The 19,367-nt window shown below is 64.3% G+C and carries 21 protein-coding genes; all 21 read left to right on the forward strand.

The features are described 5' to 3' along the window. Positions 1–7 precede the first annotated feature (7 nt). The 21 genes from flhB to FNV92_RS07230 all read left to right on the forward strand — a co-directional run bounded on the left by flhB (position 8) and on the right by FNV92_RS07230 (position 19,360). Entirely contained in the window at positions 8–1,090 is a 1,083-nt protein-coding gene (gene flhB, locus FNV92_RS07130) for a flagellar biosynthesis protein FlhB (protein WP_143841562.1), read from the forward strand. Between the two features lie 65 nt (positions 1,091–1,155). Next, positions 1,156–1,557: a flagellar basal body rod protein FlgB gene (flgB, locus tag FNV92_RS07135; RefSeq protein WP_143841561.1), complete on the forward strand. Its 402-nt coding sequence runs from the start codon at positions 1,156–1,158 to the stop codon at positions 1,555–1,557. Positions 1,558–1,568: 11 nt separating this feature from the next. Further along, positions 1,569–1,985: a flagellar basal body rod protein FlgC gene (gene flgC / locus FNV92_RS07140; RefSeq protein WP_143841560.1), complete on the forward strand. Its 417-nt coding sequence runs from the start codon at positions 1,569–1,571 to the stop codon at positions 1,983–1,985. A gap of 2 nt (positions 1,986–1,987) precedes the next feature. Continuing rightward, positions 1,988–2,317, forward strand: a complete 330-nt coding sequence (locus tag FNV92_RS07145) for a flagellar hook-basal body complex protein FliE (protein WP_014440014.1) — start codon at positions 1,988–1,990, stop codon at positions 2,315–2,317. Positions 2,318–2,334: 17 nt separating this feature from the next. Then, on the forward strand, positions 2,335–3,123 hold the full coding sequence (gene flgG / locus FNV92_RS07150; RefSeq protein WP_014440015.1) for a flagellar basal-body rod protein FlgG: 789 nt from the start codon (positions 2,335–2,337) through the stop codon (positions 3,121–3,123). A 13-nt stretch (positions 3,124–3,136) separates the two neighbouring features. Then, positions 3,137–3,613 carry a flagellar basal body P-ring formation chaperone FlgA gene (gene flgA, locus FNV92_RS07155; protein WP_168213323.1) on the forward strand — a complete coding sequence of 159 codons (477 nt, stop codon included), beginning with the start codon at positions 3,137–3,139 and terminating at the stop codon, positions 3,611–3,613. After that, positions 3,610–4,740, forward strand: a complete 1,131-nt coding sequence (flgI, locus tag FNV92_RS07160) for a flagellar basal body P-ring protein FlgI (protein ID WP_143841558.1) — start codon at positions 3,610–3,612, stop codon at positions 4,738–4,740. Before flgA ends, flgI begins: the two co-directional genes overlap by 4 nt. 67 nt (positions 4,741–4,807) lie before the next feature. Further along, positions 4,808–5,584: a MotE family protein gene (locus FNV92_RS07165; RefSeq protein WP_168213322.1), complete on the forward strand. Its 777-nt coding sequence runs from the start codon at positions 4,808–4,810 to the stop codon at positions 5,582–5,584. Next, positions 5,585–6,280, forward strand: a complete 696-nt coding sequence (gene flgH, locus FNV92_RS07170) for a flagellar basal body L-ring protein FlgH (protein ID WP_143841556.1) — start codon at positions 5,585–5,587, stop codon at positions 6,278–6,280. Between the two features lie 42 nt (positions 6,281–6,322). Next, positions 6,323–6,766 carry a flagellar basal body-associated FliL family protein gene (locus FNV92_RS07175; RefSeq protein WP_014440020.1) on the forward strand — a complete coding sequence of 148 codons (444 nt, stop codon included), beginning with the start codon at positions 6,323–6,325 and terminating at the stop codon, positions 6,764–6,766. Next, on the forward strand, positions 6,763–7,503 hold the full coding sequence (gene fliP / locus FNV92_RS07180) for a flagellar type III secretion system pore protein FliP (protein WP_014440021.1): 741 nt from the start codon (positions 6,763–6,765) through the stop codon (positions 7,501–7,503). Before FNV92_RS07175 ends, fliP begins: the two co-directional genes overlap by 4 nt. Before the next feature lie 261 nt (positions 7,504–7,764). Continuing rightward, the gene (locus FNV92_RS07185) at positions 7,765–8,670 is read left to right on the forward strand and encodes a flagellin N-terminal helical domain-containing protein (RefSeq protein ID WP_041748074.1); all 906 of its coding nucleotides are present in this window, start codon (positions 7,765–7,767) and stop codon (positions 8,668–8,670) included. Between the two features lie 272 nt (positions 8,671–8,942). Next, complete coding sequence (locus tag FNV92_RS07190) at positions 8,943–9,851, forward strand: flagellin N-terminal helical domain-containing protein (RefSeq protein ID WP_014440023.1); 909 nt, start codon at positions 8,943–8,945, stop codon at positions 9,849–9,851. Positions 9,852–10,131: 280 nt separating this feature from the next. Continuing rightward, on the forward strand, positions 10,132–11,040 hold the full coding sequence (locus FNV92_RS07195) for a flagellin N-terminal helical domain-containing protein (protein WP_143841554.1): 909 nt from the start codon (positions 10,132–10,134) through the stop codon (positions 11,038–11,040). A 303-nt stretch (positions 11,041–11,343) separates the two neighbouring features. Beyond that, positions 11,344–12,969 (forward strand): flagellar basal-body MS-ring/collar protein FliF, encoded by a 1,626-nt coding sequence (gene fliF / locus FNV92_RS07200; protein ID WP_014440025.1) that lies wholly within the window; start codon positions 11,344–11,346, stop codon positions 12,967–12,969. Further along, a complete protein-coding gene (locus tag FNV92_RS07205; protein WP_014440026.1) occupies positions 12,966–13,658 on the forward strand; it encodes a hypothetical protein in 693 nt (230 codons plus the stop codon). The genes fliF and FNV92_RS07205 overlap by 4 nt, the downstream gene beginning before the upstream one ends. 6 nt (positions 13,659–13,664) lie before the next feature. Continuing rightward, complete coding sequence (locus FNV92_RS07210; protein ID WP_143841552.1) at positions 13,665–15,002, forward strand: MotB family protein; 1,338 nt, start codon at positions 13,665–13,667, stop codon at positions 15,000–15,002. Next, positions 14,999–16,186 (forward strand): chemotaxis protein, encoded by a 1,188-nt coding sequence (locus FNV92_RS07215; protein ID WP_143841551.1) that lies wholly within the window; start codon positions 14,999–15,001, stop codon positions 16,184–16,186. The genes FNV92_RS07210 and FNV92_RS07215 overlap by 4 nt, the downstream gene beginning before the upstream one ends. Continuing rightward, positions 16,183–17,505: a flagellar hook-length control protein FliK gene (locus FNV92_RS07220; protein ID WP_143841550.1), complete on the forward strand. Its 1,323-nt coding sequence runs from the start codon at positions 16,183–16,185 to the stop codon at positions 17,503–17,505. Before FNV92_RS07215 ends, FNV92_RS07220 begins: the two co-directional genes overlap by 4 nt. Next, on the forward strand, positions 17,456–18,037 hold the full coding sequence (locus tag FNV92_RS07225) for a transglycosylase SLT domain-containing protein (RefSeq protein ID WP_014440030.1): 582 nt from the start codon (positions 17,456–17,458) through the stop codon (positions 18,035–18,037). Before FNV92_RS07220 ends, FNV92_RS07225 begins: the two co-directional genes overlap by 50 nt. A gap of 90 nt (positions 18,038–18,127) precedes the next feature. Continuing rightward, positions 18,128–19,360 (forward strand): flagellar hook protein FlgE, encoded by a 1,233-nt coding sequence (locus FNV92_RS07230; protein ID WP_014440031.1) that lies wholly within the window; start codon positions 18,128–18,130, stop codon positions 19,358–19,360. The last annotated feature ends 7 nt before the right edge of the window (positions 19,361–19,367 follow it).

The following is a 19,367-nucleotide window of genomic DNA, read 5'->3' on the forward strand; positions in this document are numbered from 1 at the left end:
AACCGGCATGGCAGAATCCGACCAGGAGAGCAAAACAGAAGAGCCGACCGAGAAGAAAGTCCGCGATGCGCTCGACGAGGGCAAAATCCCGGTCTCTCGGGAGGCGTCCATCTTCGCGTCGATGGCGGCGCTGATGGTGATTCAGATGTTCCTGATCAGCAATGGCGTGCAACAACTGACGCCGACGCTGAAGAACCTTCTCGACGATCCCGACGGCTTCCCCCTCAACAACGGGGCGGACGCGCAGAACATCCTCACGGTGGTGGGGCTCGAGGCGTTTCGATTCCTGATTCCCCTCGTCGTCGTCCTGGTCGCATTCGGGCTGGCAGCGTCGCTGCTGCAGAACGCGCCCAGCCTGGTGCTCCAGCGCATCATGCCGGATCCTTCGCGAATCTCTCCGGTCAGCGGCTGGAAGCGGCTGTTCGGAACGCAGGGATGGGTCGAATTCGGGAAGTCGCTGTTCAAGCTCGCTTCGGTGACCGTCGTCGTCGCGTTCGTCCTCCGCTCGTCCGAAGCAAGGGCGTTTGAGGCGATGTATACCGACCCGGTCGCGCTTCCGGAAATGATTCTCAACATCGCGATGCGGATCGTCTCGGCAATCTGCATCGCGACGATCGTCCTGGTCGCGATCGATCTTGCTTGGGCGCGCTTCCACTGGCGGCGCGAGCTGCGCATGACCAAGCAGGAGATCAAGGACGAGCACAAGCAGGCGGAAGGCGATCCGATGGTCAAGGCGCGCCTGCGCTCGCTCGCGCGCGATCGTTCGCGCCAGCGGATGATCGCCTCCGCCTCGCGCGCGACGCTGGTGATCGCAAACCCGACACACTTTGCGATCGCGCTGCGCTACAAGCGCGAGGAAAACGCGGCGCCGGTCGTCGTCGCCAAGGGCATGGACGTGATCGCGCTGAAGATCCGCGAGGTCGCCGAGAAAAACCGGATCCCGGTGATCGAGAACAAGGCGCTCGCGCGCGCGCTCTATGAAGCGGTGCAGGTCGATCAGGTGATTCCCGCGGAATTCTTCCGGCCCGTCGCCGAGCTCATCTATTTCCTTCAGTCCAAGCAGGCGCCGCGGCCCGAGAACGTTCAGTAGATTTCCGAGGACTGCGTCCGCTCCATCAGCCTGACGAAAGCTTGCGCCCCTAAGCTTCTCTACCAATGGACCAGAATGGGGCTGTCGTGGGACCGCTATATCTCTTCGAACTCGCATCGTCGCAGGCGCGGTATCTCGAGCTCCGCCAGTCGACCATTGCCACCAACGTTGCCAACGCCAATACGCCGGGCTTCAAGGCGCGCGACGTCGAGCCTTTCAACAAGGTGCTCGACAACACGCCGGTCAGGCTTGCGACGACGTCTCCCTCGCACATGCAATTGTCTGCTGCCGAGACCGACACGCGGAAGACCGCGAAGAAAGACAGCTGGGAAGTGGTTCACTCCGGCAACTCGGTCAGTCTCGAGCAGGAGTTGATCAAGGGTAGCGACGTCAGTCGTGACTACTCGATGAACGCGGCGGTCGTGCGGTCGTTTCACCGCATGCTGCTGTCGAGCGCGAAGAGCTGAGGTGAATTGAAATGCTGGACTCCCTGCAAGCGTCATTGACGGTCGCGAGCTCCGGGCTCGAATCGCAATCGACGCGCATGCGCATCGTCTCGGAAAACCTCGCCAACGCGACGTCGACGGGGCGTACAGCCGGCGCCGACCCTTATCAACGCAAGACCATCACGTTCGACGCCGCGCTGGATCGCGCCTCGGGCGCGCAGCTCGCGAAAGTCAAGGAGATCGGCGTCGATACCACGCCGTACCGCGTCGAGTACGATCCGGGGCATCCCGCCGCCGACAAGGCCGGCTACGTCAAGCTGCCGAACGTCAACATGATGATCGAGATGGCCGACATGCGGGAAGTCAACCGGTCCTATGAAGCCAATCTACAGGTCGTGAAACAGGTGAGGTCGATGCTGGGCATGACCATCGACCTGCTGAGGAGCTGACAATGCTTGAAGCAATTTCATCCACGGCGATTTCCGCAGGTCAGGCGGCGTCCCGTGCAACCGAAGCGCAGGCCATCGCGCCCGCCGCGCCGACCGCGATCCAGTCCACCGACGACGTCGGATTCGAATCGGTGATGAAGCAGGTGACGACGGACGCGATCGGAACGCTGAAGGCGGGCGAAGCGGCGTCAATCTCGGCGATGCAGGGCAAGGAATCGACGCGTCGCGTCGTGGAGGCGCTGATGTCGGCCGAGCAGGCCTTGCAGACGGCGGTCGCGGTTCGCGACAAGGTAGTGCAGGCCTACCAAGAAGTCGTTCGTATGTCGATTTGACCTGAAGGAATGACACTGTGAAATCGCTCGCCATTGCGGCCACGGGCATGAATGCCCAGCAGACCAACATCGAAGTTATTGCGAACAACATCGCAAACATCAACTCGACGTCGTACAAGCGGGCTCGCGCGGAGTTCACCGATCTGTTCTATCAGATGGATCGCATGCAGGGCGTCACGAACGTCAACGGCTCGTCGCCGATTCCGGAGGGCGCCAATCTCGGACTTGGCGTCAAGTCGGCGGCCATCCGCAAGCTTCACATTCAGGGCGCGCTGACGCAGACCGGAAACCCTTACGACATGGCCATCAACGGCCGGGGCTGGTTTCAAGTGCTCGGCCCGAACAACGAAGTGCAATACACCCGCGCGGGTTCGTTCAACACCAACGCGAACGGCCAACTCGTCACGATCGACGGCTATCTGCTGGATCCCGCCATCACGGTGCCGCAGGGAACCGTCGAGGTTACGGTCAACCAGACCGGACAGGTGTTCGCCAAGCTGGACACCGAAATCAATGCGCGGCAGATCGGCCAGCTCAACCTCGCCAATTTTGCCAACGAGGCGGGCCTCGAGCCGCTCGGCAGCAATCTCTATCGCGAGACCACGGCGTCGGGCACGCCAGTCGTCGGACTCCCGGGCGATTCCGGTTACGGCAAGATCAACCAGAAATATCTCGAAGCCTCGAACGTCGATCCGGTCAAGGAAATCACCGAGTTGATCTCGGCGCAGCGCGCCTACGAAATGAACGCCAAGGTCATCCAGGCCTCGGATGAAATGGCCCAGACGGTCTCGAAGGGCATGCGCTAGTTCCGGTGTCTCGATGTTGAACAGGGTGGGCTTGATGGTGCGCGGATTGGCCGCCGTGCTGCTGGTTCTGGTCTCGGCGCGCCTCGCCGCGGCCGAGGAGAAGCGGCTTCCCGTGCCGGCCGTTTCGATCCGCGCCGGTGAGCTGATCCGGGACGACATGATCACGGAACGCGCCTTCGCGCCGAACGTGCTTGGCGTTGCCATGTTCATCGAAGGACGCCAGGTCCTGGTCGGACGCATGGCACGGCGCACGCTGCTGCCGGGCCAGCCGATCCCGAGCAATTCGGTGGAGGATCCCTGGACTGTCGCGCGCGGTGCCATGGTCAAGGTCGTGGTCGAGGATAGCGGCCTGTCGATCGTGACCTACGGCTCGGCCATGCAGTCGGGCGCGCCCGGCGCGCTCATCCCGATCCGAAACACGGACACAGGCGTGATCATCAGGGGCGTCGTCCAGCCGGACGGCACCATCAAGGTCGTGGACGGATCATGACCAGAGTCCTGCTCGCGCTCGTCCTCCTCGTCTTCGCCGCCAGCGCCCAGGCCGCAGTCCGTATCAAGGACATCGCGGACATCAAAGGACTGCGTGAAAACCAGATTGTGGGCTACGGCCTCGTCATCGGCCTGAATGGCACCGGCGACACGCTCCGTAACGCCCCGTTCACGGAGCAGTCCCTTCAGTCGATGCTCGAGAACATGGGCATCAACGTCAGGAACGAGACCACGAGCACCAACAATCCCCCGCGTCCGACCACACTGCGTACGCGCAACGTCGCGGCCGTGATGGTGACTGCGGACCTGCAGCCCTCGATCGGGGCGGGTGAGCGCATGGACGTGACCGTGTCGTCCCTTGGCGATGCGACCTCGCTGCTCGGCGGCACGCTGGTGATGACCTCGTTGCGCGCGGCAGACGGAGCGGTCTACGCGGTGGCGCAGGGCGCGGTCACGGTCGCCGGCTACAGCGTCGGCGGCCAGGCTCAGAACGTCAGCCAGGGTACGCCGACCGCGGGGCGCATCCCGAACGGTGCGCTGGTCGAGCGCGAGGTACAGGGAAGCCTCCACGAGATGGAGTTCCTGGTGCTGGAGCTCAAGAACCCCGATTTCGTCACCGCGACGCGTATCCTCGATGCCATCAATCGCTTCGCCGGCGGCCGCTATCGCGCCCAGATTGCGTTCGAACGCGATTTCCGCACCATCGTGCTGTCGAAGCCGCGCCATATCGGCCCGGTCCGTTTTCTGGCTGAAATCGGCGAGCTGACGGTCGAGCCGGACACGCCGGCGCGGGTGGTGATCAACGAGCGCACCGGCACGGTGGTGATCGGGCGTGACGTGCGCATATCGACCGTTGCCGTGACGCACGGCAATCTGACGGTTCGTGTCACCGAGCTTCCCGTGGTGTCGCAGCCGGCGCCGTTCTCGCAGGGCCAGACTGTGGTCGTGCCCCAGACCATCGTCGAAGCCAACGAGGCCGGATCGCAGGTAGCGATTCTGAGCGGCGTCGATCTCCAGCGCCTGGTGCGTGGACTGAACCAGATCGGCCTGAAGCCATCAGGCATCATCGCGATCCTCCAGGCGATCAAGACGGCCGGCGCACTCCAGGCCGACGTCATCGTGCAATGATGCACAAGCGTCGAGCAAGCTTGGTCGCTCAATGCTGAGGTCTCGACCGAGAATCGCACGCGGCCCGATGCTGAAGCTGGATCACAAAGCCAAACTCCTCCTCCTGATCGCGGTCTCCGCGCTCGCGAGCGCTTCGCCCGTGCTCGCACTGGACGAGGCCAAGCCGACCAAGCCGCTCAACCTGCTGTCCTTCGCGCGTGCCCGCGCGGCTGGACCGCAAAAGCCGTCCTCGCCGGTCACGCCGGTACCAGGTGACAACGCGTCGATCCGGGCGACGGCGTGGGCGGCTGAAGACTCCGGACCTGCGATCACCGGCGCGGTGCCGGCGTCCGAAACGCGTGCACAGGCCCCAGCGTCCGCAGCCGCGCCTGTGCGCACGGCCAAGCCCGGCAGCGTCACGGTCCCGCCGAAGCCCGCACCGGCGCAGGCGGCTGCACCCGCGGACAGCGACGTTGCCCTGTTCTGCAGCAACGTCGCCGACCCCGCCGTCGATGCGAGACTGGCATGGCAGCTCAAGGAGCTGGAAAAGGCCGAGACCCTGCTGCGCGAACGGATCGCCGAGGTCGAGGCCAAACGCGCCGAATACGAGAAGTGGATGGCGCTGCGCGACGATTTCCTGAAAAAGGCCGAGGCGCAGGTCGTCGAGATCTATTCGCGCATGAAGCCGGACGCCGCGGCGACCCAGATCGCCGGCATGGCGGACGAGACCGCTGCGGCCGTGCTCGCCAAGCTCAGCCCGAGGAGTTCGAGCGCGATCTTCAACGAGATGGAGACGGCGCGCGCGGCGCACCTTGCCGATCTGCTCGGCGGAATGCGTCGCGTGGATGACGGAAAGACCAAGTAGATGAAACATCTCATCCTCATCCTGTCGCTCGTGATGCTTGCCGGATGCGTCGGCGATCCCGCGGAGGTCCTGACCGGTCCGCGCCTGTCGCCGGTCGGCAGCGGGCTGAGGACGCAGGCCGATCCGATCCCGGTGACGCCACGGCTTCGCTCGCCTGTCAGCTACCGTTCGACCTGGGACGACGGCACCGATCTGTACCGCGACCCCCGGGCCCGGCGCACCGGCGACGTCGTGACGGTGATCATCTCGATGCAGGACAAGGCCAAGCTGGACAACAAGACCGGCCGTTCGCGCGATTCGCAGGTCAAGTTCGGCCTCGACTGGCTGATGGACGTCGCCGGATGGCAGGACAAGGGCTCGACCAGCGCCAATCTCAGCACCAATACCCAGATTAAGGGTAACGGCCAGATCGATCGCACCGAGGACATCAAGCTGTCGATCGCCGCAATTGTCACCGACGTCTTGCCGAACGGCAATATGATGATCAGCGGGTCGCAGGAATTCAAGGTCAACACGGAGATGCGCGTGCTCAATGTCGGCGGCATCGTGCGTCCGCGCGATATCTCGCGCACCAACACGATCTCCTACGAGAAGATCGCCGAGGCGCGCGTCTCCTACGGCGGTCACGGAAATCTGTCTGACGTGCAGCAGCCTGGATGGGGACATCGGATCTATGACGCCGTCGCACCATTCTGAGATTCGCAGCCGTCGGGCCGCTTCGCGAGGGCAGGGGACGTGATGCGCCTGATTGCGGCCATTCTGGCGCTGACCCTCGTCGCGATCGGCGCGGGTGCGCTTGCCGGCCTGCATCTGTTTGCGGCTGCCGAGCGCGTCGCGGACGCGAAGAAGACCGCCACACCGCCGCCCCTTGCCTCGAGCTACGCCGGCAGCGCGCGGCTGAGGAAGCTGTCCCCGATCGTGACCAATCTTGCCGCGCCGGCCAACAACTGGGCCCGTGTCGAAGCTTCCATGGTGACCGACAGCATGAGTGACGAGGACGCAGGCATCCTGGCCGCCCACATCAGCGAGGACATCGTGACCTATCTGCGCTCGGCGACGGTCGGCCAGTTCGAGGGATCGCGCGGGCTGCAGCATCTGCGCGACGACCTCGCCGAACGCGCCAACATCCGCTCGTCGGGCAAGGTCCGCGAATTGATCATTGAGACGTTGGTGATTCAGTGAGAGTGAAAGTCCTGCTGCTCGCGTTGATTCTGGTCGTCCTGCCCGAAGTGGCGCTCGCCCAGATTCCGGACCTCAACTCGCTGCTGCCGCCCGGAAACGGCTCGACCAGCGGCCGCATCATCCAGCTGATGGCGCTGATCACGGTGCTGTCGGTGGCGCCGGGTCTGCTCATCATGGTGACGAGCTTCACGCGATTTGCGGTGGCGCTGTCGTTCCTGCGCTCCGGTCTCGGCTTGCAAACCACGCCGGCCAATCTCGTGCTGATCAGCCTTGCGCTGTTCATGACCTTCTACGTGATGGCTCCGACCTTCGATCGCGCCTGGGAAACCGGCGTCCAGCCTCTGATGAAGAACGAGATCTCGGAGGAAGAGGCTTACGTGAAGATCACCGATCCGTTCCGCGATTTCATGCTGGCTCACGTTCGCGACAAGGATCTCCAGACCTTCGAGTCACTGGCCGCAGAGAGCTTTCGCAAGAAGTTCGACGACAAGCGCATCGATCTGCGCGTCATCATTCCGGCCTTCATGATCTCCGAGCTCAGGCGCTCGTTCGAGATCGGGTTCTTGATCATGCTGCCGTTCCTCGTGATCGACATGATCGTGGCCACGTTGACGATGTCGATGGGCATGATGATGATGCCGCCGACGATCCTCGCGCTGCCGTTCAAGATGTTGTTCTTCGTGCTGATCGACGGCTGGAATCTGCTCGCCTCGGGCCTGGTGCGGTCGTTCTCGTAGGATCGACGGCCGGCCGGCCGCTTATGGTTAGCGGGAAGTACCGCGGCATGGTTAGCGTTGGGTAATGTTAACCATCTGATATTACAGCGTAATTCAATCCGATCTTAATCCGCGCGCAAGATTCGACGTGCTAGCAATGCGGCACGGCGGGTTGGACCCCACCCACATCAGTCCAAAGGCATGATGCCGCCCCTCCGTACCGGTGAAAGCCCGGTATGTCCCCTCGTGAAAATGTAACGCGTACATAAAGGGACATTCGCAATGTCAAGCCTGCTTACGAACTCGACCGCCATGACCGCGCTCCAGACCCTGCGGTCTGTCAGCTCGCAGCTCTCCACCACGCAGAACCGCATCTCGACCGGCCAGCGTGTTTCGACCGCTTCGGACAACGCCGCCTACTGGTCGATCGCAACCTCGATGCGCGCCGACAACGCCGCGCTCTCCGCCGTCTCCGACTCGCTCGGTCTGTCGGCCGCGACCGTCGACACCGAATACACCGCTCTGACCACGGTTGTCGGCGACAGCAGCTCCGGCCTGACCAAGCTCCAGTCCCTGCTGGTGCAGGCCAAGACCGCCGGTATCGATCGCACCAAGATCCAGGCTGACGTCACCCAGATCCAGCAGCAGATGAAGGCGACCGCTTCTGCGGCGACCTTCAACGGTGTGAACTGGCTGAGCACGACCGCCACCACGCCGACGACGGTGAACCTGGTGTCGTCGTTCTCCCGCGTCGGCGGCACGCCGACCACCGGCTCGATCAGCCTGACCGTCGCCAACTACTCGCTCTACACCAGCACCCAGGGCGGTATTCTGGACAAGGTGAGCGGCGCCGCGTCGGTCGACACGATCAGCATCAGCGCGCTGACCGACTCGGCGGCCGACCAGACCACGCTTGACGGCTACATCGCGCAGGTCACGACTGCGATCAACTCGGTCGCCGCGGCCGCCGCCGACCTCGGCGCCGTCAAGAACCGTATCTCGACCAACACGGACTTCGTGAAGTCGCTGATGGATTCGGTTGATCGCGGTATCGGCCAGCTCGTCGACGCCGACATGAACCAGGAGTCCACCCGCCTGGCGGCCCTCCAGGTCCAGCAGCAGCTCGGCGTGCAGGCACTCTCGATCGCCAACAACAGCAGCCAGAGCATCCTGTCGCTGTTCCGCTAAGCCCGGAAACGAACTGAGGAGGGCCGCGCTTCTCGCGAAGCGCGGCCCTTTCGTTGGCGTGGCGCGGCGCGCACGCCGTGACTTCGGCTGTCCTGTTGCGGCTGGGCCACAGGGCCACAAGCCTCGCACAAGCTTCGTGCGCTAGCCTGCTCGCTACGACGGGTTGGGCCTAACCGCATTCGCGCAGCCCAAAGGCATGACGCCGCCCTGTCGTACCGGTGCAAGCCCGGTATGTCCCCAAATTCAAATCTACTTTCAAAGGGACATCAAAAATGGGTTCTAGCCTTCTCACCAACTCGTCTGCAATGACCGCGCTGCAGACCCTCCGCAACGTCAGCTCGCAGCTTGCCACCACGCAGAACCGGATCTCGACCGGTATGCGCGTGTCGACTGCTTCGGACAACGCGGCCTACTGGTCGATCGCGACGTCGATGCGCGCCGACAACGCCGCGCTCTCCGCCGTCTCCGACTCGCTCGGTCTGTCGGCTGCGACCGTCGACACCGAATATACCGCTCTGACCGCGGTTGTCGGTGACCAGACCGGTGGTCTGACCAAGCTGCAGGCGCTGCTGGTCGAGGCCAAGACGGCCGGTATAGACCGCACCAAGATCCAGGCGGACATCACCCAGATCCAGCAGCAGATGAAGGGCACCGCGAATGCGGCGACCTTCAACGGCGTGAACTGGTTGAGCGCGACGGCGACCACGCCGGCGACCTTCAACCTGGTGTCGTCGTTCTCGCGCGTCGGTGGCACGCCGACGATCGGCTCGATCACCCTGACGATCGCCAACTACTCGCTGTACACCTCGACCCAGACCGGCATCCTGGACAAGGTAAGCGGCACCGCCTCGATCGACACGATCAGCATCTCCGCGCTGACCGACTCGACCGCCGACATGACCACGCTCGATGGCTACATCGCGCAGGTCACGACTGCGATCAACTCGGTGGCCTCGGCCGCCGCCGATCTCGGCGCCGTCAAGAACCGCATCTCGACCAACACGGAGTTCGTCAAGACCCTGATGGACTCGGTGGATCGTGGTGTCGGTCAGCTCGTCGACGCCGACATGAACGCGGAATCCACCCGCCTTCAGGCTCTCCAGACCCAGCAGCAGCTCGGCGTCCAGGCACTCTCGATCGCCAACCAGAACAGCCAGAGCATCCTCTCGCTGTTCCGCTAAGCCCTCACTAGCCTTGGGAGGGCCGCGCTTCTCGCGAAGCGCGGCCCTTTCCTTTTGGTCTGGTGTGCGCGGGTCGAGCCATGAGCTTGCCCCGGCCCTTTCTGTTGCGGTCAGGTCACAGAGCCGCAAGCCTCGCACAGCCTACGTGCGTTATTGTCGCGGTACGACACGTTGGGCCTGCTTTTTCCGCCGCCCAAAGGCATGAGGCCGCCCTGTCGTACCGGTGCAAGTCCGGTATGTCCCAAAATCAATTCAATCTGTTTCAAGGGGACGTCAAAAAATGAGCTCCAGTCTGCTCACCAACTCTTCTGCAATGACCGCGCTGCAGACCCTCCGCAACGTCAGCTCGCAGCTCGCGACCACGCAGAACCGGATTTCGACCGGCCAGCGCGTCTCGACCGCTTCGGACAATGCCGCTTATTGGTCGATTGCGACCTCGATGCGTGCCGACAACGCCGCGCTCTCCGCCGTCTCCGACTCGCTCGGTTTGTCGGCTGCGACCGTCGACACCGAATATACCGCTCTAACCGCGGTTGTCGGCGACCAGACCGGGGGGCTGACCAAGCTCCAGGCACTGCTGGTCGAAGCCAAGACCGCAGGCATCGACCGCACCAAGATCCAGGCCGACATCACCCAGATCCAGCAGCAGATGAAGGGGACCGCCGACGCGGCAACCTTCAACGGTGTGAACTGGCTGAGCGCAACGGCGGCGACGCCGGCGACCTTCAACCTGGTGTCGTCGTTCTCGCGCGTCGGCGGCACGCCCACCATCGGCTCCATCACCCTGACGATCGCCAACTACTCGCTCTACACCTCGACCCAGACCGGCATCCTGGACAAGGTGAGCGGCACCGCGTCGATCAACACGATCAACATCAGCGCATTGACCGATTCGGCCGCTGACCAGACCACGCTCGACGGCTACATCGCGCAGGTCACCACTGCGCTCAACTCCGTGGCCTCGGCCGCTGCCGATCTCGGTGCAGTCAAGAACCGCCTCTCGACCAACACGGAGTTCGTCAAGACCTTGATGGACTCGGTAGACCGCGGTGTCGGTCAGCTCGTCGACGCCGACATGAACGCGGAATCCACCCGCCTTCAGGCGCTGCAAACCCAGCAGCAACTCGGCGTGCAGGCGCTCTCGATTGCCAACCAGAACAGCCAGAGCATCCTCTCGCTGTTCAAGTAAGCGCCGGCTTTGACAACGACCGTGCTCCCTCGGGAGCACGGTCCCGCCGTGACCGGCGGCTGTGACGGCACATGACGTGCCCGTACCCGATCCCCTGACGCCATGCCTCATCCGACACGCCGCCGCCGATCGGCTGCCCCGCGCTTGCGCGTCCGGGTGTTGCCGCCGGACCCACTGCGTCACCTGGGATTCTTGTAAAATTACAACGCCTCGCCTGCGAACCGACACATTCGCGTTTGCGCACAACCTTCAGACAAGGTTGGCAGCGGAGTGTCGCATACGTTCGCATTGGTACGAGGTCATATGCTCAGTCGCGCGCAGGTACAGCAACTGCTCAACAATCTGCTGGAGCTTGGGCCGCGACGCCTGATGGCCTTGGGTCTGATCGGCTTTGCCGTCCTCGTCACCGTGGTCGGCGGCGCCTATTACCTGAGCCGGCCCGAGTTCGAAACGCTTTACACGGGCCTCAGCCGCGAAGACGTGACGCGTATGGGCGCGGCGTTGCGCGAGCAGAACATCAGCTTCGACGTCAATACAGCCGGCGATGCAGTCTCGGTGCGCCCGAGCCAGACCATGCAGGCGCGGATGCTGCTGGCCGAAAAGGGGCTGCCGACCAGCGCCAATTCCGGCTACGAGCTGTTCGACAAGATCGGTTCGCTCGGCCTTACGTCGTTCATGCAGGAGGTCACCAAGCTCCGCGCGCTCGAAGGCGAGATCGCGCGTACGGTGCAGCTGATGAAGGGCGTGAAGGCGGCGCGGGTCCATATCGTGCTGCCGGTGCGGGGCTCGTTCCGCGCGACGCAGCAACCCCCTTCGGCGTCGGTCGTGCTGCGCACTGACGGTGCGATCGAGGCGCGAACGGCTCAGTCGATCCGCCACCTCGTTGCCGCGGCCATTCCGGGCATGAGCAAAGACAAGGTGACGGTGTTGGATGCCGATGGTTCGATGCTGCTCGCCGAGGAGGACGAAGCCACTGCCGCTCCCACCAAGATGGCAAGCCTTCAGAAGACGGTCGGCGGCATGGTGCAGGAGAACATCCGTAAGGCGCTGACGCCGTATCTGGGCCTCGACAATTTCGAGGTGAGCGTCGCATCGCAGCTCTCGACCGACAAGCGGCAGACGAACGAGACCGTCTACGACCCGGAGAGTCGCGCCGAGCGCTCGGTCCGCAACGTCCGCGAAAACGAGAAGTCACAGAACGCGGATCGCTCGACGCCGACCACGGTGCAACAAAATCTTCCTGATCAGCAGGTGAACTCGGGCGGCACCAAGAATTCCAGCGAGGACAAGACCCGGCGCGAGGACGTCACCAACTTCGAAGTCTCATCCAAGACCACGACGACGGTAAGCGATGGCTATTCCGTCAAGAAGCTCTTCATCGCCGTCCTGGTCAATCGAGCCCGGCTCGTCGCCGATCTCGGCGACAAGAGCAACCAGGCCATCGTCGACAGCAAGCTCGCCGAGATCAGCCAGCTTGCGGCGACCGCCGGGGGGCTGGACAAGACGCGTGGCGACCAGATCCAGGTGACGGCCGTCGACTTCATCGAGGGCTCGCGCGAACTGGCGCCGGTGCCGCCGATCAGCTTCGTCGAGATGATCAACAAGCAGCTCGGCAGCGTCATCAACGCTGTGACCATCCTGGCGGTTGCGTCGATGCTGGTCTGGTTCGGCCTGCGTCCCGCGGTCAATGGCATCCTCACCCACCGTGCCCAGCAGGAGCAGACCGAGGCGGCCGAGGCCGCGGAGCTCGAAGCTGCGGCGGCCCTCGCCTTGGGCGACAGTCAGGACCCCGAGCTCAACCTCGTGGAAGACCTTGAAGGTAAGATGCAACGAACACCGCAGAAGCGGCTGGAGCAGATTGTCCGGCTCGATCAGGCTCAGGCGGCAGCGATCCTTAAAGACTGGATGCGACGCGAGGAGGCGGCATGAACGCGGCTATCGGAAAACTTCTGACGCAGTTCGACGCCAACGGCCGGGCCAAGGCGCCACCGCCTCCGCCGCCGAAGGTCCAGGACGTGCTGACAAGGCCGAAGGAGGTCCGGCGTGAGCCCCCGCCGCAGCCTCAGGCCCAGCCGCAACGTCAGGCTCAGGCGCAACCTCCAGCGCCGGAGGCGGAAGCTCCGTCGGCCAACCTTCTCGAAGATGCCTATCGTCGCGGCCATGCCGCCGGCATCGCGGAAGGCGATTCCAGGGTCGCCGAGGAGCGCGTCCGCAGCGCGATCCGGCTCGGCGAGGAGCGTTCCAAATGGTCCGACCAACAGGCGGTCGCGATCGTCAACGGGTTCGAGGCGGCCTGCCGCGAAATCGAGACCAACATCGCGAGCTCCGTCGCGCGGATCTTGCTGCCCTTCCTCGCTGAGGCGGTCCGCGACAAGGCGATCGAATCGCTGGTCGAACAGATTGCGGCTCTGACCGGCAATTCGCCGGTGCCGGTGTTCAAGGTCACCGGTCCGGGCGAACTGCTCGACCTGGTGCGGACGCAACTCGAGGCCAGCAGGCGAACGGGCATCCAGTATGAGGCCGCCGAGACGTTCGAGGTTCGGGTCGTGGCCGACCAGACCGTGATCGAGACGCAGATTTCGGCCTGGAGCGAACGCCTGAACGAGGCGCGCCGGTAGCCCGCCATGAATGAGGTCAAGCAAGAGCTGGTGATCATTCGCCGGCGTAGCGCCTTCGCCGAGGAGCCGCATCACGGCGGCGTCTGGAAGATCGCCTATGCGGACTTCATGACCGCGATGATGGCGTTCTTCCTGGTCATGTGGCTGTTGAATGCGCTCAACCAGGACCAGAAGCAGGTGGTTGCGAGCTATTTCAATCCGATCAAGCTCGCGGAGAATGCGCCCGCGCCGAAGGGCCTCAAGGATCTCACCAAGAAGGAGCCGTCCACGACCGAAGGGCAGGATGGCAAGCGCCAGCCGGCCGGGCCGAACGAGGAGCGTCGCGGCGATTCCCCGACGGCCGAGAAGCCGGCGTCCTACGAAGAGAAGATCCTCTTCCGCGATCCCTATGCGACCCTTGCGGAGATCGCCAACAGCGCGAACCAGGCTTCGGGCCAGCGTCGCGCCGGCGCGCTGACCTCTGCCGAAGAGGAAGGCCTCAAGGGAGGCGATGCCTATCGCGACCCGTTCGATCCCGGCTATTGGAAGCTGGCGCCGCAGACGTCCAAGGACGCGGACCGTTTCGTCGACAGCGAGCCAAAGCCGAACGCTTCCGCGCGCGACAACGCGTCCGGAACGGGGCAGGGCGAGCCGCAGGCTCGCCGCGCCAGGCAGGAGGATGCCGGCGGAAGCGTGGCTCAGAACGCCGATGCGTCGTCAGCAAACCTGTCGCCCCTGCTGCCACCGGGACCTGCGCCGTCGCAGGCTCAACGCGACGGCAGTGTCCAGGCGAACGCGCAGCCCGGCGCTCAAGCCGGTGCCCAGGCCAATGCCGCCGCGCCGTCGCGTCCCGGCGATGCGGCGAAGGAGTCCGAACAGCGCGACTCCGCGCAGACCGAGCAGCCGACCGTCAAGCAGCTTCAGTCTGCGATCGCGGATGCACTGTCGGACATCAAGGCCGGCGCGGGACCGGTGGCCGAGGTCCGTCAGGTCGAGGAAGGTCTTCTGATCAGCCTGACCGACGACGCGAGCTTCGGCATGTTCGCGGTCGGCTCGGCCGAACCGCGGCCCGAACTCATCCGCGTGATCGACAAGATCGGGCCGCTGCTGACGAAGCGTCCCGGCATGATCATCGTCCGCGGCCACACCGATAATCGGCAGTACAAGTCGGAAAATTACGACAATTGGCGGCTGTCGACCGCCCGCGCGCAGATGGCCTATTACATGCTGGTCCGCTCCGGCGTCGATGCACAGCGGATCGAGCATGTCGAAGGTTACGCCGATCGGCGACCGAAACTGCAAAACGATCCGGCCGCCGCGCAGAATCGCCGGATTGAAATCCTGATCCGGGAGAAGCGCCCTTGATCAGGCTGCTCGGCCGCGCCGCACTGCTGTTGCTGCTGCCGCTCACGGCAATCCGTGCACTCGCTGATCCGGCATCGGCCCCGGCGCCGGGCTCGGGCGAGCCATATGAGCTCGTACGCACATTGCAGGCGGTGCAGGACGGCATCGCCAATGGCGACATGGCGGCACATAGCGGCCACGTCGCGCTGATCCGGCAGATCGGTGAGAAATTTCTCGCTGCCGACACCAGCGTATGGACCAATGCGCAGAACGGCCAGGCCGTGGTGATCTATTTGCTCAGCGGCGGCGGACCGCAGCTGGTCCGCAAGCTGCCTAAGCCGAACGTTGACGAGCGGCTGTTCAATGGTGCGCTCGCCTATGTCGAGGGCCGCCAGGATGAGGCGCGCGAGCTGCTCAAGGGCGTCAAGCCGCGCACACTTCCGTCGGGACTAGGCGGACAGGTCGCGCTGGTCCAGGGCGCGCTGTTCGCACGCTCCGAGGCAACGCTCGCGATCGAGCGCCTGGACGATGCGCGCCTGCTGTTGCCGGGTACGCTGGTGGAGGAGGCGGCACTGCGGCGCGAGATCCTGCTGGTCGGGCAGGCCGAGGATTTCGACAAGTTCGAGTTCCTGACGCTGGCCTATATCCGCCATTACCGCAACTCGGTCTATGCCGGGGACTTCTGGCAGCGCTTTTCCTCGGGCCTGACGCAATCGAGCCTCGCGCTCGACGAGCGCCGCTTTGCGCGGATCGTCACCCTGCTGGAGCAGATCGACCGCGCCAGCCGCCTCAAGCTCTATTTCGCGATCGCGCGCAGCGCGATGCTGCGTGGACGGCTGGCCGTGACCGAGCTTGCCGGCGAGCGCGCGCTGGTGCTCAGCGCCGATGCTTCCGCGGATCGCGAGCGTGCGCATTTCTTCCGCGGGGTCGCGCGGGTGCTTACCGACGAGTACGACGGTGGTCTCGCCGAGCTGAAGGCGCTCGACCGGTCGAAGCTGCCCGAGCGCGACATTCCTCTGCTGAATGCAACGGTCCAGCTCGCGCTCGACGTGCGCAAACCGTTCGCGGGTGGGCCCGCCGCCGCAGCCGACAAACCTCCGGTCACGCCGGCGCGTCTCGATCTCGCGTCGTCGACCGCGACACTCGCCCGCGCGCAGAAGCAGCTGGGCGACCTCGAACGCCTCACCAAGGATCGCCGTCCATGACGAAGCTCAGTGGAACCTCGGGACAGGTCTTTTCGGGGCTGGCCGAAAGCCTCAATATTCGCGGCACGTCGCGATCCGGCAAGAACGCCGGAGCGAAGTCGTCGGATTCGTCGTTCAACGATCTGCTCCACACCGTCTCGAACCTCGCGAAGCGGGCGCTGAAAGACGACGGCGGCGACACGGGCGTGAAGGCGGCATCCTTGCGGACACGCCTGGCGCACCCGACCGGGAAGGACAAGACGAACGACGAGACGGTGAACGAGCGCACCGAGACCGCCGACGAGCCCAAGTCCGCTCACAAATCATCCGTCCAGAAGGTCGACGAAACGTCGCAAACGCCAGGTGCGGTCGACTCCGCCCCGAAGGCGGACGTTTCGAACAGGTCGGGCATTCCGGCGATTGTCGGCCAGGAGCTGGCCACCGTACCGGTAGCGAAGCCGCAGACGCAATCGATCGGCGCCGACAGGAAAGACGCGCCCGCGCGCGACGCACCCTCGTCGACGCCGACGCGTGAGGTTCAGGCAACAGGCATGGCGAAGGTTGCTACCGCCGATTTCGCGCCGGGTGCGCGCCCATCGACCGCGGCTGCGCAGGCGCCGGCAACCGTCCTGCCGGGCAACGAAGCGTCGTCAAGAGCAATGCCCGCGACGCAGGGCTTCGAGGCCGTTACCGCCAATGTCGAGCGCGCTGTCAAAGCCTCGGCACGGGAGACCTTGCCCGAGACGACCAAGGTCACCGTGGTCCAGCAGGAAACCCATCTGCCGCCGGCGCAGTTCGGTCCCACGCAGCAGATCGCCAACGCGGTCGTCACCGAGCTCAAGGAATCGTCCGCGCCGACGGCGTCGGCCGCTGCAGATCTCGCCACGTCGCAGACCAACGCGTCTGAGCCGCTCAAGATCCTGACCATCAATCTTGAGCCGCCGTCGCTCGGAAATGTCACCGTGCGCCTTCGCCTGGTGGGCTCGGAGGTTTCCGTCCACCTCGCGGCCGAGCGCAAGGACACCAGCCTGATGCTGGACCAGCAGCGCGACTCGATCCGCGATCTCATGCACTCCGCGGGCTATGTCGCCGACGTCGCGCCGGTCCAGCACGGTTCGCGGGACGGATTCCAGAGCGGTTCCGGGCAGTCGCAGCCGCAGCTCGCGGGCCAGCAGCACCCGTCGTCACAGTCGCAAGGCTCGTTCGACGGCGCGAGCAATTCGTCCGGCCGATCGGACGGCGGTGCGAGGCAGGCCCGGCAGGAGCCCCAGTCCAACCAGGAGACGCGTCATGACCAGGACGTGGGCCCGCAGATTCGTCGCGGCCCTGTTTATCTGTAACGTGGGCGCTGCGGCAGCGGCGACCGACAATGCACGCCCCTGCGAGCGCGAGATGGCGCGCGCGTCCCAGCAGCACGGGATTCCGCTCGGCATTCTCTATGCCGTCGGCCTCACCGAGACCGGGCGGCGCGGTGCGCTCTATCCCTATGCGCTCGGTGCCGACGGCCAGACCGTGTTCGCCAAGGACATGAACGACGCGATCGCGAATTTCGAGTCGATGCGGAGCAAGGGGATCAAGCTGATCGATCTCGGCTGCATGCAGATCAACCACTATTATCACGGCGACAAGTTCGCGTCGGTGCGGGCGATGTTCGATCCCGCCAAGAACGTGGAATATGCCGCGCGCTTCCTGAAAGAGCTCAAGCAGCGCGAGGGAAGCTGGACCATGGCGGTCGCCCGCTACAACGCAGGCCCGAACAACCAGCCAGCGCAGAAGCGCTACGTCTGCCACATCGTTGCGCATCTCGTCTCGAGCGGATTCGGCGCCTGGACCGACAAGGCGCGCTCGTTCTGTCAGCCGAAAACGACGTGACCACATGAAGTTGTGCATGGTTCCGAACCATCAGCCCCGCGCAAGCAAGAACCCTCATTGTAACTACAACCTTCCAAAGGAGCCCTCTCGATGAGCCTCTACGGCATTATGCGCACCGGCGTTTCCGGGATGGCCGCGCAGTCCAACAAGCTGTCGACGGTCTCGGACAACATCGCGAACGTCAACACCACCGGCTACAAGCGGGCTTCGACCGAATTCTCCTCGCTCATCCTGAAGAGCGGCTCGGGCAATTACGATTCCGGCGCTGTCGAGACGACCGTCCGCTACGCCATCAGCGACGCCGGGCATACGCAGTTCACCACGTCGAGCACGGACCTCTCCGTTCAGGGCAACGGCTTCTTCGTGGTATCGAACGCAACCAACACACAGCAGTACCTGACGCGCGCCGGCTCGTTCGTGCCTGACAGTCAGGGCAATCTGGTCAATGCTGCCGGCTACTACCTTCTCGGTCAGCCGGGCCTGGTGACCAATTTCTCGCAGAACAGTCTGGCGGGAATGCAGATCGTCAACATCGCCCAGGTTTCGCAGGTGCCCGTGCCGTCGACGGCGGGGACGCTCACGACCGGCAACCTCGACCCGAAAGCGGCCGTCATTGCCGGTCCGCCCGGCCCAGGCGCATATTCATCAAAGAGCTCGATCGTGGCCTACAACAATATCGGCCAGGCCGTGACGCTCGACGTCTACATGTCCCACACCGCGACTGCGGCGGGTCTGGATACGTGGCAGGTCCAGGTTTATGACTCCGCGACGGGCACCTCGCTTGCCCCCGCCACCACTTTCACCTTCGACACCACGGCGGCCGGAAAAGGCGCGCTGGCTGCGGCGAGCCCGACGGGCCTCACCGTGAACGTCCCCGGCGGTGCGGCGTTGACCATGGACCTGTCGAACATGACGCAGGTCGGTACCGATTTCAGCTTCAAGGCGACCGTCAACGGCAGCACGCCTTCCGCCATCGACAAGGTCGACGTTGACGATGCGGGCCACGTGACCGCCGTTCTCAAGAACGGGCAGCAACTGACTCTGTATACGCTCATGCTCGCCGATGTCGCGAGCCCCGACAATCTGACGCCCGAGCCGGGTAACGTCTATTCGACCAACCAGAACTCGGGCAATGCGCAGGCCGGAAATGCCGGCACTGGCGGGCTCGGCACGATTCAGTCCGGCTCGCTGGAAGATTCCAACGTCGACCTCGCGGACGAACTCACCGGGATGATCGAGGCGCAGCGCGGCTTCACCGCCAACTCGAAATCGTTCCAGACCGGCGCCGACCTGCTCGACGTTGTCGTCAACCTGAAGCGCTGAATCCCTC

Source organism: Bradyrhizobium cosmicum (assembly GCF_007290395.2).
Taxonomy (GTDB): Bacteria; Pseudomonadota; Alphaproteobacteria; order Rhizobiales; family Xanthobacteraceae; genus Bradyrhizobium; species Bradyrhizobium cosmicum.